This is a genomic window from Streptomyces manipurensis (assembly GCF_049570255.1).
GTDB classification, from domain to species: domain Bacteria; phylum Actinomycetota; class Actinomycetes; order Streptomycetales; family Streptomycetaceae; genus Streptomyces; species Streptomyces manipurensis.
On the sequence record NZ_CP186950.1, the window covers coordinates 2,376,012 to 2,390,584 of the forward strand.

General features: G+C 71.5%; 14 protein-coding genes, 1 tRNA gene and 1 pseudogene. 5 read left to right on the plus strand and 11 right to left on the minus strand.

Features of this window, described 5'->3' with window-relative positions; genetic code table 11:
• Positions 1–73: 73 nt before the first annotated feature.
• A pseudogene (locus ACPU2J_RS10940) lies at positions 74–253 on the plus strand (tyrosine-type recombinase/integrase); the annotation flags it as partial.
• Between the two features lie 62 nt (positions 254–315).
• Here the strand turns inward: ACPU2J_RS10940 and ACPU2J_RS10945 are convergent.
• Positions 316–390, minus strand: a tRNA-Val gene (locus tag ACPU2J_RS10945).
• A gap of 105 nt (positions 391–495) precedes the next feature.
• Here ACPU2J_RS10945 and ACPU2J_RS10950 point away from each other — a divergent pair.
• The 3 genes from ACPU2J_RS10950 to ACPU2J_RS10960 all read left to right on the plus strand — a co-directional run bounded on the left by ACPU2J_RS10950 (position 496) and on the right by ACPU2J_RS10960 (position 3,150).
• Positions 496–1,740: a hypothetical protein gene (locus ACPU2J_RS10950; RefSeq protein WP_420080893.1), complete on the plus strand. Its 1,245-nt coding sequence runs from the start codon at positions 496–498 to the stop codon at positions 1,738–1,740.
• A 329-nt stretch (positions 1,741–2,069) separates the two neighbouring features.
• Entirely contained in the window at positions 2,070–2,828 is a 759-nt protein-coding gene (locus tag ACPU2J_RS10955; RefSeq protein WP_423833165.1) for a DUF4383 domain-containing protein, read from the plus strand.
• Between the two features lie 100 nt (positions 2,829–2,928).
• On the plus strand, positions 2,929–3,150 hold the full coding sequence (locus tag ACPU2J_RS10960; RefSeq protein ID WP_361594497.1) for an FmdB family zinc ribbon protein: 222 nt from the start codon (positions 2,929–2,931) through the stop codon (positions 3,148–3,150).
• A gap of 135 nt (positions 3,151–3,285) precedes the next feature.
• Here the strand turns inward: ACPU2J_RS10960 and ACPU2J_RS10965 are convergent, their stop codons facing one another.
• Genes ACPU2J_RS10965 through ACPU2J_RS10980 form a run of 4 tightly spaced genes read right to left on the minus strand, consistent with a single transcriptional unit; the run spans position 3,286 to position 8,544 of the window.
• A complete protein-coding gene (locus ACPU2J_RS10965; RefSeq protein ID WP_389072810.1) occupies positions 3,286–3,945 on the minus strand; it encodes an O-methyltransferase in 660 nt (219 codons plus the stop codon).
• The gene (locus ACPU2J_RS10970; RefSeq protein ID WP_423833166.1) at positions 3,942–4,772 is read right to left on the minus strand and encodes an HAD family hydrolase; all 831 of its coding nucleotides are present in this window, start codon (positions 4,770–4,772) and stop codon (positions 3,942–3,944) included. The genes ACPU2J_RS10965 and ACPU2J_RS10970 overlap by 4 nt, the downstream gene beginning before the upstream one ends.
• Positions 4,769–7,363 (minus strand): phosphoribosyltransferase, encoded by a 2,595-nt coding sequence (locus ACPU2J_RS10975; protein ID WP_423833168.1) that lies wholly within the window; start codon positions 7,361–7,363, stop codon positions 4,769–4,771. Before ACPU2J_RS10975 ends, ACPU2J_RS10970 begins: the two co-directional genes overlap by 4 nt.
• Positions 7,364–7,377: 14 nt before the next feature.
• On the minus strand, positions 7,378–8,544 hold the full coding sequence (locus ACPU2J_RS10980) for an HpcH/HpaI aldolase/citrate lyase family protein (protein WP_423833169.1): 1,167 nt from the start codon (positions 8,542–8,544) through the stop codon (positions 7,378–7,380).
• 196 nt (positions 8,545–8,740) lie between these two features.
• Here ACPU2J_RS10980 and ACPU2J_RS10985 point away from each other — a divergent pair, with 196 nt between their 5' ends.
• Positions 8,741–9,493, plus strand: a complete 753-nt coding sequence (locus ACPU2J_RS10985) for a TerD family protein (RefSeq protein ID WP_420080889.1) — start codon at positions 8,741–8,743, stop codon at positions 9,491–9,493.
• 66 nt (positions 9,494–9,559) lie between these two features.
• On the opposite strand, the gene ACPU2J_RS10990 is transcribed toward ACPU2J_RS10985, so the two are convergent.
• The 6 genes from ACPU2J_RS10990 to ACPU2J_RS11015 form a co-directional block, all read right to left on the minus strand.
• Positions 9,560–10,300 carry a TerD family protein gene (locus ACPU2J_RS10990; protein WP_361594509.1) on the minus strand — a complete coding sequence of 247 codons (741 nt, stop codon included), beginning with the start codon at positions 10,298–10,300 and terminating at the stop codon, positions 9,560–9,562.
• 119 nt (positions 10,301–10,419) lie between these two features.
• Complete coding sequence (locus tag ACPU2J_RS10995) at positions 10,420–11,532, minus strand: DUF475 domain-containing protein (protein ID WP_423834950.1); 1,113 nt, start codon at positions 11,530–11,532, stop codon at positions 10,420–10,422.
• A 33-nt stretch (positions 11,533–11,565) separates the two neighbouring features.
• Complete coding sequence (locus ACPU2J_RS11000) at positions 11,566–12,141, minus strand: TerD family protein (RefSeq protein WP_365492659.1); 576 nt, start codon at positions 12,139–12,141, stop codon at positions 11,566–11,568.
• Positions 12,142–12,372: 231 nt separating this feature from the next.
• A complete protein-coding gene (locus ACPU2J_RS11005) occupies positions 12,373–12,948 on the minus strand; it encodes a TerD family protein (RefSeq protein ID WP_030026013.1) in 576 nt (191 codons plus the stop codon).
• Between the two features lie 140 nt (positions 12,949–13,088).
• Complete coding sequence (locus ACPU2J_RS11010; protein WP_361594513.1) at positions 13,089–13,547, minus strand: peroxiredoxin; 459 nt, start codon at positions 13,545–13,547, stop codon at positions 13,089–13,091.
• 154 nt (positions 13,548–13,701) lie between these two features.
• Positions 13,702–14,127 carry a DUF3052 domain-containing protein gene (locus tag ACPU2J_RS11015; RefSeq protein ID WP_420080888.1) on the minus strand — a complete coding sequence of 142 codons (426 nt, stop codon included), beginning with the start codon at positions 14,125–14,127 and terminating at the stop codon, positions 13,702–13,704.
• Between the last annotated feature and the right edge of the window lie 446 nt (positions 14,128–14,573).

Sequence of the window (14,573 nt, forward strand, 5' to 3'; positions counted from 1 at the left end):
GGCTCGTTGGCCTCGGGAGGGAAGAACCGAGCGCGATAGCGCTGGAGGTCGCTCTCCGAGCACGACGTTCGGGCATGGGCTCGCCACGCTGCTGTTCGGGGCCGGGGTGGCGCCGCGCGTGGTGATGGAGATCCTCGGTCACTCGCAGATCGCCGTCACGATGAACATCTACACCCACGTGGCCGACAGCGGCAGGCGGGAGGCGATGGGGCACATGGACCGGCTGCTGCGCCGGCGGCGGCCCGCCGAGTAGGCGTTGCCGTCACTTTTAGCCGTCAAAGGCCCCCAACCAAGATCGGTTGGGGGCCTTTTGACTGGTGGGCGCGGACGGTTTCGAACCGCCGACATCTGCTTTGTAAGAGCAGCGCTCTACCCCTGAGCTACGCACCCGTGGACGAGTGGACAGCCTACATGGCCAGCGCACCCCCCACGCAAACGCGTTCCCGTGGGAGAGAATGGACCGGGGCATGGCGGACACGGTACGGGAGAGGGATTGTGGCGACGGCATCCCGGCGGTGGTTCGGTGGGCGGGACGAGAGTCGGCGGGCGGATGCGCAGGCGGCCAAGGACGCCGCCGCGGCCGCCTTCTACGAGCTGGACACCGCGCAGCGGGACCTGCGGATCTCCATGGAGACGATCGCCGCCGCCGACGGGTCGCCCGCGGCGCGGCAGGCCGCCGAGGGGTTCGTCGCGCTCGGGCAGCGGATCGACCAGGTCAGCCACGTCTACATCGAGGCGGTCGACGCGTACGACCTGGACCGGGCCGAGTTGGAGGCGTCCGTCGCGACGCGCGCGCGGGAGCAGCTGACGCGGGCCCGGGACGAACTGGTGCGGGTGAAGGCGGAGCTGGACCGGTTCGCGCAGGGGCTGCAGCCGTTGCTGGACAAGGCCGAGACGCAGCTGGCGCGGGTCGCACCGGCCCGGGAGCGGGCGCGGGCGGCGCTGATCGGGGCGAGCGACGCGCTGGACGCCGTACGGGCCAAGGGGATGCGGGCCGACGATCTCGCGGCGCGGCTGGCCGCGCTGGGGCCGGAGCTGACCAAGCTGAACCAGGGCGCGGCGCAGCACGGGGTGCAGGAGACGGTGCAGCGTGCGGACCGGATCCTGCGTGACGCGGAGGCGATACGGGCCGAGGCGGAACGGCTGCCGGAGCGTGCGGCGGAGATCGACCGGCGGCTGGTGAGCCTGCGGACGCGGGCCCAGGCGCTGCGGAACCGGGCGGACCGGGTGGATCCGGTGCTGAGCGAGCTGCGGCGGAGGTTCAGTGCGGCGTGCTGGCAGGACCTGCAGCACGTGCCCGACGAGGCGGTGCGGGAGGTCACGGACGCGGAGGAGCGGCTCGGGGAGGCGGGCCGGGCCCGGGACGAGCAGCGCTGGGCGGACGTGGGGGCGCTGATCGAGGCGGTCCGCGGTGCGCTGGACGCGACGGACGAGGCGGTGTCGGCGGCGCAGGACCGGCTGACCCGGCTGGAGGCGGTGGCGCGGGATCCGCAGGCGGAGGTGGACCGGACCCGGTTCGCGATCCGGGATGCGCAACGGCTGGCGATGGCGGGCCGCAGCGTCCCCGATCCGCGGCACGCGGGGCCGCTGGACGACGCGGTGGCCCGGGTGGCCCGGGCCCGGGAGGGGCTGGAGGCACGGCATCCGGACTACTGGGCGTTCCTGCAGGAGATGGAGGCCGTACGGGCCTCGGTGAACCGGGTGGTGACCGCGATCCGCGAGGAGCTCGGGCACGGCTGACCGCCGGCCACCGCCGGAGTCGGCCACCGACCGGTGGCCGGCTCCGGCGGTGGCCGGCGGGCGGCGGGGAGCTGCGGCCCCGGGCAGGGCCGACGCCCTGAGCCGTACGCCCCACACACCGGGCGCCGGGCCGAACCCGCCCTCCGGCACCCACCCGCACCCACGCCCGCCGTACTGCCCCGGTCCCCCCGTTCCCCCGGAACCCGTCCGCGCCGCCACGCCCGCCCGCCCACCCACCGACCTGGTACGGCCCGCCCCCCACCCGGTTGTTTCCACAGCCCCGGCGGCGGATGCTGGGAGGTGCCTGGAACGGAACAGAGGAGGGCGCCATGGCTGCCCATACCTTCCGCAAGCCTGCCGCGACGGCGCCCGCGCCGCCGCCGGAGCCGTACGTGGCCCACGCGGCGTACGGGTGCACCGAGCCGCACGAGCACTACGCGCCGTACATCGCGCACGATCCCGATCCCGAGGCGCCCCCGCCTCCGCGGCTGTCCGACACGGTCTCCCGGCGCATGGAGCGGATGATGCACCCGGTCAACGCGCGGCTGGACGAGCATCTGCCGACCGACCACAAGCTCAGCAAGGTGTACCGGGTCGGGGCGGGGCTGACGGGGCTGCTCCTCGTCGTGTTCGGGGTGCTGGGGCTGATCAACCGGATCGGCTTCTTCGACACCGGCGGCGACACCGTCCTCGCCCTGAACACCAACGGTGCGCTGAGCGTGCTGTCGATCTGCATCGGGGCGCTGCTCATCGTGGGGATGGTGGTGGGCGGCACGTTCGCGTCGACCCTGAACATCGTGCTGGGCGTGCTGTTCATCGCGAGCGGGTTCGTGAACCTCGCGCTGCTCGACACCGGGCTGAACTTCCTGGCCTTCAGGATCCAGAACGTGCTGTTCAGCTTCGTCGTCGGCGTGATGCTGATGTGGTTCGGGATGTACGGGCGGGTGGGCAGCGCGCTGCCGCACGACAATCCGTACTGGCGGGCCCGCCATCCCGAGCAGGCGGCCCGGGAGGACCGCGCCCGGGCGGCGCAAGCGGCACGGTCCATGGGGGTGCGGCCCGCGATGCCCGGCGCCGGACATCCCTGAGTCCCTGAGTCCCTGAGCTACGCGCTCACCTCCTGCGACACGCGCGGGGCCCCGCCGGGGGCCGTAGCGCCGGGGTGGCGGGCGCGCTTAGCCTGTGCGCATGCCTCGTTACGAATTCCGCTGCCGGACCTGCGACGACACCTTTGAGGTCAGCCGGCCCATGGCCGAGTCCTCCGCTCCCGCCGACTGCCCGGCCGGGCACGCCGACACCGTGAAGCTGCTGTCCGCGGTCGCCGTCGGCGGTTCCGGCGGCGCGCCCGCGCCCGCCCGCCCCATGGGTGGCGGCGGCGGGGGCTGCTGCGGTGGCGGCGGCTGCGGCTGATCCCGCGCGGAACGGGAGCGAGCACGCCGCCGGGCGGACACGACGCGGGGCCCGGGGCCACCAGGAGCACGCGGGGCCCGGGGCCACCAGGAGCAAAGGGCCGAGGCCCCGGCCGTGTCCGCACGGGCAGTACACCTAGCGCTTGCGCGACAGGGTCAGCCCGTCCGAGATGGCCAGCAGGACGGAGTCCATGCGGTCGTCCGCCGTCACGTGGTCGTTGAAGGCGCGCACGCCCGCCGCAGAGCCGGTCGCCGACTCGTCCAGCACCGATCCGTGGAACAGGGTGTTGTCGGTGACGATCAGGCCGCCCGGGCGGAGCCGCGGTACGAGCTGCTCCCAGTAGGCGACCTGGTTCTCCTTGTCCGCGTCCACGTAGGCCAGGTCGATGTGCGGTTCGGCCGGCATGGCGCGCAGGGTCTCCAGGGCGGGTGCGATGCGCAGCTCGATGCGGTCCTCGACGCCCGCCTCCGCCCAGGCGTCCCTGGCGTACGAGGTCCACTCCTCGGAGACGTCGCAGGTGATCAGGCGTCCGTCCGCGGGCAGGGCCTGGGCCATGGAGAGGGCGGAGAAGCCGGTGAAGGTGCCGACCTCGACGATGTGGCGGGCGCCCGTGAGGCGGACCAGGAAGGCCAGCAAGGGGCCCTGTTCCTCCGCCGACTGCATGCCGGCGACGTCGGGGAACTTCGCGTAGGTCGTCGCGACCAGCCCCCGCTGGACCCGGTCCAGCGGGGGGTTGTGGTCGAGCATGTAGGTGTAGAGCTCGTCCGTGATCTTGGTGCTGTTTCCCTTGGTCATGCACCCAGTCTGCCGAGCCGGCCGGCCTCGCGGGTGAATGCCCGCAGGATTGCCTCGCCTGCCAGGACCCCCGCCTCCGGCAGGGCCGTGACCCTGGGTGCCGTCCACGCCGCGTCGGCCAGTTCGCCGTGGCCCGGCCGCCAGGCGCTGTCCGCCGCCAGGAGCAGGTCGGCGTCCAGGAGCGAGTCCCCGGCGGCCAGGGTCGTGGTCGCCCCGGTGCGGCGGGCGACCTCGTGCATGGCCGCGCTCTTGGTCAGCGGCCGCGGGACGGCGTAGATCTTGCGGCCCTGGAGGGAAACCGTCCAGCCGCGCTCGCCCGCCCACTCCGTCAGGGACTTCAGCCACGCGTCGGGGACCAGGGACCGTTCGACGACGAGGTACGCGAAGAGGTCCTCCGCCAGGCGTGCCTTGCGCAGCCATGCCGCGTCGGCGACGGCCAGGAGGTGGCGGTGGACCTCCTCCAGCGGGGCGCACTCCTGCGCGAGGCGGGCCGCGACCTGGCGGCGCCAGTCCCGGTCGGGGACCCCGTCGACGAGGAGCTGGCCGCCGTTGGCGCAGATCGCGTAGGGGGCGGGGCGGCCGGGGAAGCGGATGCGCTGGTACTGCTTGCGGGTGCGCGTGGTGGTGGGGACGAAGACGACGCCGGGGTCCTCGGTCAGCCGCGCCAGCAGGGCCGCCGCCGTCTCCGTCATGTAGGACAGCGGCTTGCTCTCGTGGACCTCCACGCACAGCAGGCGGGGGGCCTCCTGGTCGGGCATGGTCAGGCCGAGGGCGGCCGCCGAGTAGATGAGCGTGCGGTCGAGGTCACTGGCTACGAGGACGGTCACTTGGTGGTCACGGCCTTTCCGTCGGCGCCGGTGGCGCCGCGCGTGAATCGGGGGTGGATGAGTCCCACGCACGTGTAGGGCAGCCCGTCGACCTCTTCGACCGGGACCCCGCGCTGCTCGGCGAGCAGCCGTACGTGGTCCAGGTCGGCGCCTGCGCCGCGCTGCGCCAGGATCTTCCAGGGCACCCTGCGCAGCAGGACGCGGGTGGTCTCGCCGACACCGGGCTTGACGAGGTTCACGTCGTGGATGCCGTACTCCTCACTGATCCGCTCGACGGCCGCCCAGCCCTCCCAGGTGGGCGTCCGGTCGGCCGCGAGCAGTTCCTTGACCTCGTCGTCGACGGCGTCGGCGACCTCGTCGAAGTGTGCGGCGACGGCGTCGACGAAGTCGACGGAGACGTCGGCCCCGGAGAGCTCGCGGTAGAACTTCGCGCCGTGGAAGTCGGCGGGGCCGACGAGGTCGGCCCTCAGCACCGTACGCGAGACGAGACCGGAGACGGTGGAATTGAGACAGGCGGAGGGGATGAGGAAGTCCTCGCGGGTGCCGTACGTGGTGACGCAGGAGCCGGGGTCGGCGAGGACGACGATCTCGGGGTCGAAGCCGGGGAAGTCCGCCAGGGCCTCCTTCAGCTCGCGGGTGATGGCGCCCTTCCCGGTCCAGCCGTCGACGAAGACGATGTCGGCGGGGTCGTGGTGGGCGGCCAGCCAGCGCAGGGCGTTGGCGTCGATGCCGCGGCCGCGCACGATGGAGACGGCGTAGTGCGGGAGGTCCAGGCCGTGCCGGGCGCGGGCCCAGCGGCGCATGAGGACGCCGACGGGGGTGCCGGCGCGGGCCAGGGAGACCAGGACGGGGGACGGGGAGCGTTCGGCGAGGACGGTCTCGGTGACCGTGCCGACGGCGCGGGCGACGCGGGCCGCGGAGGCATCGAGCGCGCTCCGGTAGAGGTCCTGGTACTGCGGGGAGGGCTGGTACTCGACGGGCAGGGACTCGGCGTAGTGCGCGCCGCCGGCCTGGATCGCCTCCTCGCGCTCCTCGGTCGGGGCCTCCAGCCGGACGCCGGAGAGGTCCTGGAGCAGCCAGCCGACGTCCTCGGGGGCGTACGAGGAGAAGGCGGGGCCGCGCAGGGGCTCGGTCATGATCGGCTCCTGCCGGTGGTCTGACGTGTCGGGGGCGGTGGGGACGGTGGGCCCGGTACGGTCGCCCGCCGCGCCGGAGACGGTACGGTCGCCCGCCTCGCCGGCGGTGGTACGTGCGCCCCGCGCAGCGGCGGCACCCGGCCCGCCCGGCGTGTAGGACGGGACGACGGCCAGGAGGACCCGGCCCGTGTGCGCGGCGAGTGCGGCCAGCAGGCCGGCGTGCAGCGCGGGGGTGTCCCCGGCCGAGTCCACGACGGCGACGACGGTGTCGAAGCCGGGGGCGTGCGCGCCCGCGGCGACGTTGTAGGCGTAGCGGTCGCCGGGGCCGTCGGCCGGGGCGTCGTGGGCCGGGAAGACCAGCCGGGTGCGGATGGCGTAGCCGGGGTCGTCGACGGCGAGCACCGGGGAGCGGGTCGTGGTCGAGAAGCGGACCTCGGCGGCGGCGCCCGCCTCCTCCAGGGCCTTCGCGAGGCGCAGCGGCACGTACATCAGCTCTTCGTTGCCGAGTACGAGGACCCGTCCGGGCGCGGGGCCGAGCGCGGCGGCAAGGCGGCCGGCCAGGCCGGGCAGGGCGGCCTCCAGGCGGACGCGGTGGGCGGCGGTGAAGCCGTGCCGTCCGCCGTCGGGCAGGCCCTGCGGCCACCCAAGGTCCACCCGGACGACCTCGGCCGCGGCGGTACGGGGCCCCGTGCCGCCGGGGCCGGCGGCGGGCGCGGACTCGTGCTGCTCCACCAGGGCCCGGCCCTTGTCGAGGACCCCGTCCGGGAGGGAGACCGTCCCGGACGCGAGGGCGATGAGGTCCACGCGGGCGCCCAGCTCGGCGGCGAAGTCGGTGAGCCGGTCGCGGTCGGCCGGGGAGCGCATGTCGACGAGGGCGACGACCACGTAGTGGGAGCGGGGGTGGCGGGCGTGCAGGTCGCGGATGGTGTTGAGGACGGTGTTGCCGGTGGAGAACTCGTCGTCGACGAGGACCAGCGGCCCGTCGCCCGCGAGCAGCCCGGCGTCCTCGGGCAGCAGCAGGTGCGAGGTGGCGTGGGAGTGCGCCTCCTCGAAGCCGCCGGCCGCGGTGACGCCCGGCACGGGGCGGCGGGTGGAGTGCAGGTACGGGGCGGGGCCGAGGCCGTCGGCGACGCAGTGGCCGAGCCCGGTGGCGGTCTCGGCGTAGCCGAGGACCACGGCCCGTGCGGCGGCTTCGGCGCCGAGCAGCTCCCGTACGCGCTCGCCGAGGCCGTGCCCGGCGCCGTACACCGCGTGCGGCAGCTGCGGGACGTGTTTGCCCAGCACCTGCGAGACCAGCAGGTGCGCCCGCTTGGGGTTGCGCCGCAGGGCCAGCCCGAGCAGCTCCGTCAGCCGCGGCCCCCCTCCGGAGTCCTCCAGGCGCACGCCCAGCCGGTCCGCGACCCAGGTACCCGACCACACCGCTTCGATCGTCTTGCCCTTCCTCGTCGTACGCATCGGTTCCGGCCCGCTCACACCTGGAGGCCGGCCGTGAGCAGGTCGACGAAGCCGACCTGCTCCTTCGCCACACCGAAGACCTCGGCGCGGAGCATGGTGCGCTCCGCCCAGGCCCGGTGGGGCTTCACCTCGTTCATCTTGTTCGTATAGGCGGACCGCATCACTCCGCCACCGCCGCTCTCGGGCCGCAGGATGTCCTGGGCGTCGCAGAACTCCTCGTGGGAGACCACGGACAGGGCGTGCACGGGGGTGACGTGGGCGGGGTGGATGCAGGTCTTGCCGAGGAGGCCGTTGGCCCGGTCGAGTTCGATCTCGCGCAGCAGGCCGTCGAGGTCGTGCTCGATGAGGGCGGTGCGCAGCTCCTCCACGCCCTCCTCCAGGAAGGGGCTGCGCCGCAGCTGGGGCTTGAAGAGGCGCTGCTGGCTGCGGAAGTACTCCCAGACGGGGCCGGTGACGGTGAAGCCGGTGCCGTCGGCCCTGCTGAGGACGTTGACGACGTCCGCGATGACGCCCGCGACGATCTGCACGTCGTAGGCGGTCATGTCGGGGGTGCGGCGCAGTCCGTAGGCCGAGCAGAAGTCGGTCACGCCGAGGCGGAGCGCGAGGACGCGGTCCCGGTGGCTGTTGACCGTGCGGAAGATGCCGGCGAGGGTCTCGACGCGGGTTTCGAGGTGCAGGAGTCCGGGGGTCTCCAGCACGGGCATGGCATACAGCCGGGGCACTCCGCTGATCGCCTCGGCGTCGGCGACGGCTTCGAGGAAGGGCTGGCCGTGCTTCTCGTCGAACTTGGGGAGTACGAATCCGGCCAGCAGCCGGACGGCGCTGCCGAGGCGGCGCACGAGGTCCGTTATCTGCTCGGGGGTGCGGACGCGGATGAAGAGCAGCGGCAGCTCGGCGGTCTCGTCCTCCAGCTCGGCGAACTGCCGGACGAGGTTCTCCTCGGCCCCCGCGACATCGCCGTCGCTGATGGAATCCTCCAGGCAGAGGACCATGGAGACCACTCCGCGGCTGGACTGCTTGCGGATGTCGGCGGCCAGTGAGGGGCGGGTGGCGGGGCTGTAGAGGGTGGCCCCCAGGGCCGCTGCGAGGACGCGGGAGGGCGAGGCTCCGGTGAATTCCGCCGGTTCCTGGTGGAAGAGGTCCTTACGGACCGTGGGCGAAATGTGCCCGAAGTGACGCATGTGCTCTCCCCCGTACTTGCATCGGGTGCCCATCTGGCATGGCCGGTAATAGTACGTACGATCGTGAGTCGAGAGTTCCTCGAGCACATGAAGTTCAGGTAACCCTCTTGCACCATGCCCAGCTCCCCCGATCGGTACAAGGCCCTACGGGGGGCCGCATTGTCCCGCTCCACCCCGGGAGGGCAGGATGACGTGCATGACGCACGCGATGCAGAAGGGCTCGAACATCCCGGTGGCCCCCGTGGCCGTCCGGGCGGTGCTGCGCTGGACCGGCGGCCCCGAGGTGCCGGACGTGGACGCGTCGGCGCTGCTCGTGGGCCCTGACGGCCGGGTGCGTTCGGACGAGGACTTCGTCTTCTACAACCAGCCCCGCCACCCCTCCGGCGCCGTCTGGCGGCTCGGGAAGAAGCAGATCGGCGACGCGATCACCGACGCGGTCCAGGCGGACCTGCGCACGGTGCCGCCGTCGGTGGACCGGATCCTGGTGGTCGCCTCGGCGGAGGACGTCCCCTTCGAGCGGGTCCGCGACCTGCGGATCCTGCTCTACGACGCCGGCGCGACCGGCGGCTCCGAACCGCTGGCGTACTTCGACGTACGGCCCGAGACCGGCGCGGAGACGGCGCTGATCTGCGGCGAGCTGTACCGCAGGGGCGACGGCTGGAAGTTCCGGGCGCTCGGCGAGGGCTACTCCGACGGCCTGGTGGGCCTGGCGACCGACCACGGGATCTCGGTCGACGAGAGCGCCGCCGATCCGGACGCGGCTGCCGCGGCGGGCATCGGCGCCGAAGCGACCGGCGAGCGGACCACGGCCATGGCCCCGCCCACCCAGGCTCCGCCCGCCGTCCCGCCCGCCTACGGCTACCCGCAGCCGGTGTCCCCGGTCCCGGCACCGGGCGCCGACTCCGCCTTCCGGCTGCCGGCGCAGGGTCCGCAGTTCATCCGGCGCTGATCGCACGGCCCGGCCGGGTCCCGGGACCCGGCCGGCCAAGGACACGGGGGCGCCGGCCGGCCCCGGTCAGCTCTTGGTGCTCTTGTAGCCCCTGCCCCACTGGAGCCCCCACCCGTACAGCCGGTCCAGCTCGGCCTGGAAGCCGTACACGAACTTCACCTCGCGCCGCACGACGAGCTCGCCCTTGACCTTCTCCAGGGACACCACCGCGCAGGAGCGGGCCTCCGGGTGCCGCTCGTCGAGCGGGATCTCGATCCGCGGCCCGGTGACCGGGTAGAGGGTCACCATGGCGTGCGTCCGGTCGAAAGCCGGGGTCTGGTCGTAGATGTAGACGAAGACGAGCAGCCGCTTGATGTCGTCGGCGTGGTCGAGGTTGATGTAGAGGGTCTCCCCCGAGCCCGAGCCGAACCGGTCGTCGCCGCTGAGCTTCACGTACGGCGGGTCGTTCAGATCGCCCAGCAGGTTGCCCAGTGGCTGCACGGCGCCCCGGGTGCCGTCGGCCAGCTCGTACAGGCAGCCCATGTCGAGGTCGACGTTGACCATGCCCTGGGTGTGGGCCTGCACGATGTCCGGCTTGAACAGCTTGAACGGATGTCGGAAGAGCTGGCCGCTCTGGCCGGAGCGGCCGCCGATGTCCGAGGTGCGCATCCGCCAGGACAGGTTGACCCGCAGGTTGCCGTGCACGGCCTCCTGCCGGGTGAGTGAAACCGTCGGATGCCGCTTGGTCAGCTCGATCGCGTTCGACGAGGCGCTGCCCGACTGGAACTGCGCCGCCCGGCTGCCCATGATGCCGTCGAAGAACCCCATCCCCTTGCCCCCCTGGTCCCCCTGGACCCCTTCGATGCCTACGGAAGCGGGGCGGCCCGCCGGGTCCGTGGACCCGGTGGACCGCCCCGCAGATTGAGCGTTCCGCATTACCGCCGCCGTCATGCGTCGACGGTGGAACCCTCCCGTTCCAGGCGCTTGTTCCGGCGCACCGAGGACCAGAAGGAGGCGGCGATCAGCACCACGCCGATGAGGCCGGTGATGAGCTCGCTGATCTCGTGCTGGATGGTGACGAGCAGGATGACGGCGAGCGCGCCGATCGCGTAGTGCGCGCCGTGCTCCAGGTAGACGTAGTCGTCCAGGGTGCCCTGGCGGACCAGGTAGACCGTGAGCGAACGGACGTACATGGCACCGATGCCGAGACCCAGCGCCATCCAGAAGATGTGGTTGGTGATGGCGAACGCGCCGATGACACCGTCGAAGGAGAACGACGCGTCGAGGACCTCGAGGTAGAGGAAGAGGAAGAACGCGGCCTTGCCGGCGAGGCCGACGGCGGAGACGGGCTTGCCCGCGGCCTTGGCCTTCTCCTCCTCCTCGTGCTCGCGCTCCTCTTCCTCCTCCAGCTTGTCCTCGAAGTACGAGGACAGGCCGCCGACGATGAGGTAGGTGATCAGGCCGGCGACGCCGGCCAGCAGCACGGTGGCGGACTTGTCCGCGTACCCGGTGCTGGTGTGGGCGTTCACGGCGAAGGTCATCGCGGTGACCAGCAGGGCGATCAGGGCGATGCAGACCGACAGCATGTCGACCTTGCCGAGCTTGGCCAGCGGACGCTCCAGCCAGGAGAGCCACTTGTGCTCGCGCTCCTCGAAGATGAAGTCGAGGAAGATCATGAGGAGGAACATGCCACCGAACGCGGCGATCGCCGGGTGGGCGTCGGTGACGAGGGCCTCGTACTGCTCGGGGTGGTCCAGGGCCAGCTCGATCGCCTCGATGGGGCCGACCTTCGCACTGATGGCGACGATCGCCACCGGGAAGACCAGCCGCATGCCGAAGACGGCGATCAGAATGCCGATGGTGAGGAAGATCTTCTGCCAGAAGGCATTCATCTTCTTCAGGATTCCGGCGTTGACGACCGCGTTGTCGAAGGACAGGGAGATTTCGAGGATCGACAGGATCAGTACGACCCCGAACGCCTCCCACCCCCACTGCCACGCGGCAAAGGCAAGGCCGAGCGCCGTGATGGCGAACGACCAGCCGAAGGTTTTCAGAACCACTGGCACCTGGCACCCCATGCGTGTTGTAAGGCTTTACGAAACGTTGACCCCGAAGTCTAGAGCGATGCCCCTCAGGCCGGACGCGTACCCCTGCCCCACTGCACGGAACTTCCATTCGCCGCCGTAGCGGTAGACCTCGCCGAAGATCATCGCGGTCTCGCTGGAAGCGTCCTCGGAGAGGTCGTAGCGGGCGAGTTCCTGACCGTCGGCCTGGTTGACCACCCGGATGAAGGCGTTGCTGACCTGGCCGAAGCTCTGCCGGCGGGAGTCCGCGTCGTGGATGGAGACCGGGAAGACGATCTTGTCCACCACGGCCGGCACCTTGGTGAGGTCGATGATGATCGACTCGTCGTCGCCGTCGCCCTCGCCGGTGAGGTTGTCACCCGTGTGTTCGACGGAGCCCTCGGGGCTCTTCAGGTTGTTGTAGAAGACGAAGTACTCGTCCCCCAGCACCCGGCCGCCGTTGCAGAGCAGCGCGCTGGCATCGAGGTCGAAGTCGGCGCCCGTGGTCGAGCGCGCGTCCCATCCGAGACCGATCAGAACCCTGGTGAGGTTCGGCGCGGCCTTGGACAGGGAGACGTTGCCCCCCTTGGCGAGTGTGACGCCCATGATGTGGTCCTCCCCGGACGACGGTGTGGCGGTGCGGCGGTGCGGCGGTGCGGCGGTGCGGCGGTGCGGCGGTGGCACGGTGCGGCCCGCGGTGCGGCGGCGGCGCGGTCTCGCACGGGTACTGCGGTGGTGCGGGTACGGCCGTACAGCGGTGGTGCGGTACCGCGGGTGAAGCAGGTCCGGCGCCGTACACACAGTGCACGACGCCGGACGGACGAACTGCTCGCAGGCTCAGACGTTGACGCCGAAGTCCTGCGCGATGCCGCGCAGACCGGAGGCGTAGCCCTGGCCGATGGCGCGGAACTTCCACTCGGCGCCGTTGCGGTAGAGCTCGCCGAAGACCATGGCGGTCTCGGTGGAGGCGTCCTCGGAGAGGTCGTAGCGGGCGAGCTCGGTGTTGTCGGCCTGGTTCACGACGCGGATGTAGGCGTTGCGGACCTGACCGAAGCTCTGCTGGCGGGTCTCGGCCTCGTAGATCGAGACGGGGAAGACGATCTTCGCGACGTCGGCGGGGACGCCGGCGAGGTTGACCTTGATGGCCTCGTCGTCGCCCTCGCCCTCACCGGTGGTGTTGTCACCGGTGTGCTCGACGGAGCCGTCGGGGCTCTTCAGGTTGTTGAAGAAGACGAAGTTCGCGTCGCTGGCGACCTTGCCCTGGTCGTTGGTCAGGATCGCGCTGGCGTCGAGGTCGAAGTCGACACCGGTGGTGGTGCGAGCGTCCCAGCCCAGACCGACGATGACCGCCGTCAGGTTAGGCGCGGCCTTGGTCAGCGAGACGTTGCCGCCCTTGCTGAGGCTGACTCCCACGGGTCCTCCATTGGGTTCTGTGTGGGGCGGTGCCCCGTCGTGCGGTTGCTACCGGATCAACGCTTCGATCCTAGTGACGGGTTCCCGCCTGTTGGCGCGGTTTTTCGCGGGGAACTGCGGGCCGACCCGCAGGAACGCGGTCAGAGGCTGTCGAGCGCCTTGATGTACTCGTTCAGGTCACGCGCGTCGGGCAGCCCGTTGACGACCGTCCAGCGGACGACGCCCTCCTTGTCGATGACGAAGGTGCCGCGGACCGCACAGCCCTTCTCCTCGTCGAGCACCCCGTAGGCGCGGGAGGTCTCGCCGTGCGGCCAGAAGTCCGACAGCAGCGGGTACTCCAGCCCCTCCTGCTCCCCGAAGACCCGCAGGGTCGGCACGGAGTCGTTGGAGACGGCCAGGAGCTGCACGTCGTCGTTCTGGAAGCGCGGCAGCTGGTCGCGCAGCTCGCACAGCTCACCGGTGCAGACGCCGGTGAAGGCGAACGGGTAGAAGAGCAGGACGACGGCCTTCTCCCCGCGGAAATCGGAGAGCCGCACGGTGGCGCCGTGGTTGTCCTTGAGCTCGAAGTCGGGCGCCTTGTCGCCGACCTGGATCGCCATCTTCTGCATCCCTTCGTCCCGCATCCCTGCGTTGAGCCGTTCAGGTGATTCCCACCCTAGGGGCCGAGCCTACGGGCCGGGAACGCACACGCCCCACCACCCGGGTCCATCCGGTGCGGCGGGGCGTGTGTTCCGCATGTCTGCGGGGCGCGGCTCAGCGCTTGGACTTGGCTGCCTTGGGCGTCACCAGCTTGGTGGAGGTCCACTCCTTGCCGACGGGCAGGCCCTTGGCCAGGGAGAGGCCCGCGGTCTCGGCCGCTTCGCTGATGTCGCTGGCCTCGACGTAGCCGTCGCGGCCCGTCTTGGGGGTCAGCAGCAGGATCAGTGCGCCGTCCTCGACCAGCTCGGTCGCGTCGACCAGGGCGTCCGTCAGATCGCCGTCCTCGTCGCGGAACCACAGCAGCACCGCGTCGGCGCCCTCGTCGTAGTCCTCGTCGGCGAGCTCGCTCACGAGCTTCTCGACGGCTTCACGGAATTCCTGATCGACGTCCTCGTCGTAGCCGATCTCCTGGACCACCTGTTCGGACTGGAAACCCAGCCGGGCGGCCAGGCTCTCCGCGTGGTCCGCGGTCGCGCTCACGGGGTGCCTCCTGCTCATGTTCGGTGAATGTCTTTCGGCGGCGCGCGTACGCGCAGCATTGGGCGTAGTCCACACGGGCGCGGCGGATCGCGCAAGTACCCGGCGGCCGAGACCGTCGAAACGGTGACGATTGCGGCCGTCTCGCCGCAACTTTCAGCCTGCCCGTGTGCACCTCTGGTGATTCATCCCACACCATTGCAGCTCATTCGGCATCATCGCCGACGCTTGACGGCTTTCCTGCGCGTTTGACAGTCGAACGCCTTTGCGAAGTCACTGACCGGCTTGCGCGTAAGGTTGCGTTCTGGGCGTACACTCCGCCCGCCCCGACCGCACCGGACCCGTGCCCCCTGCCGCGTTCTCCCGGTCCACCACAGGGATTACCCAGTGGTACGGATGACGATTCCGGCCGGGCGTAAGACCATGGGAGGCGGCGAACCCCAAGGCAC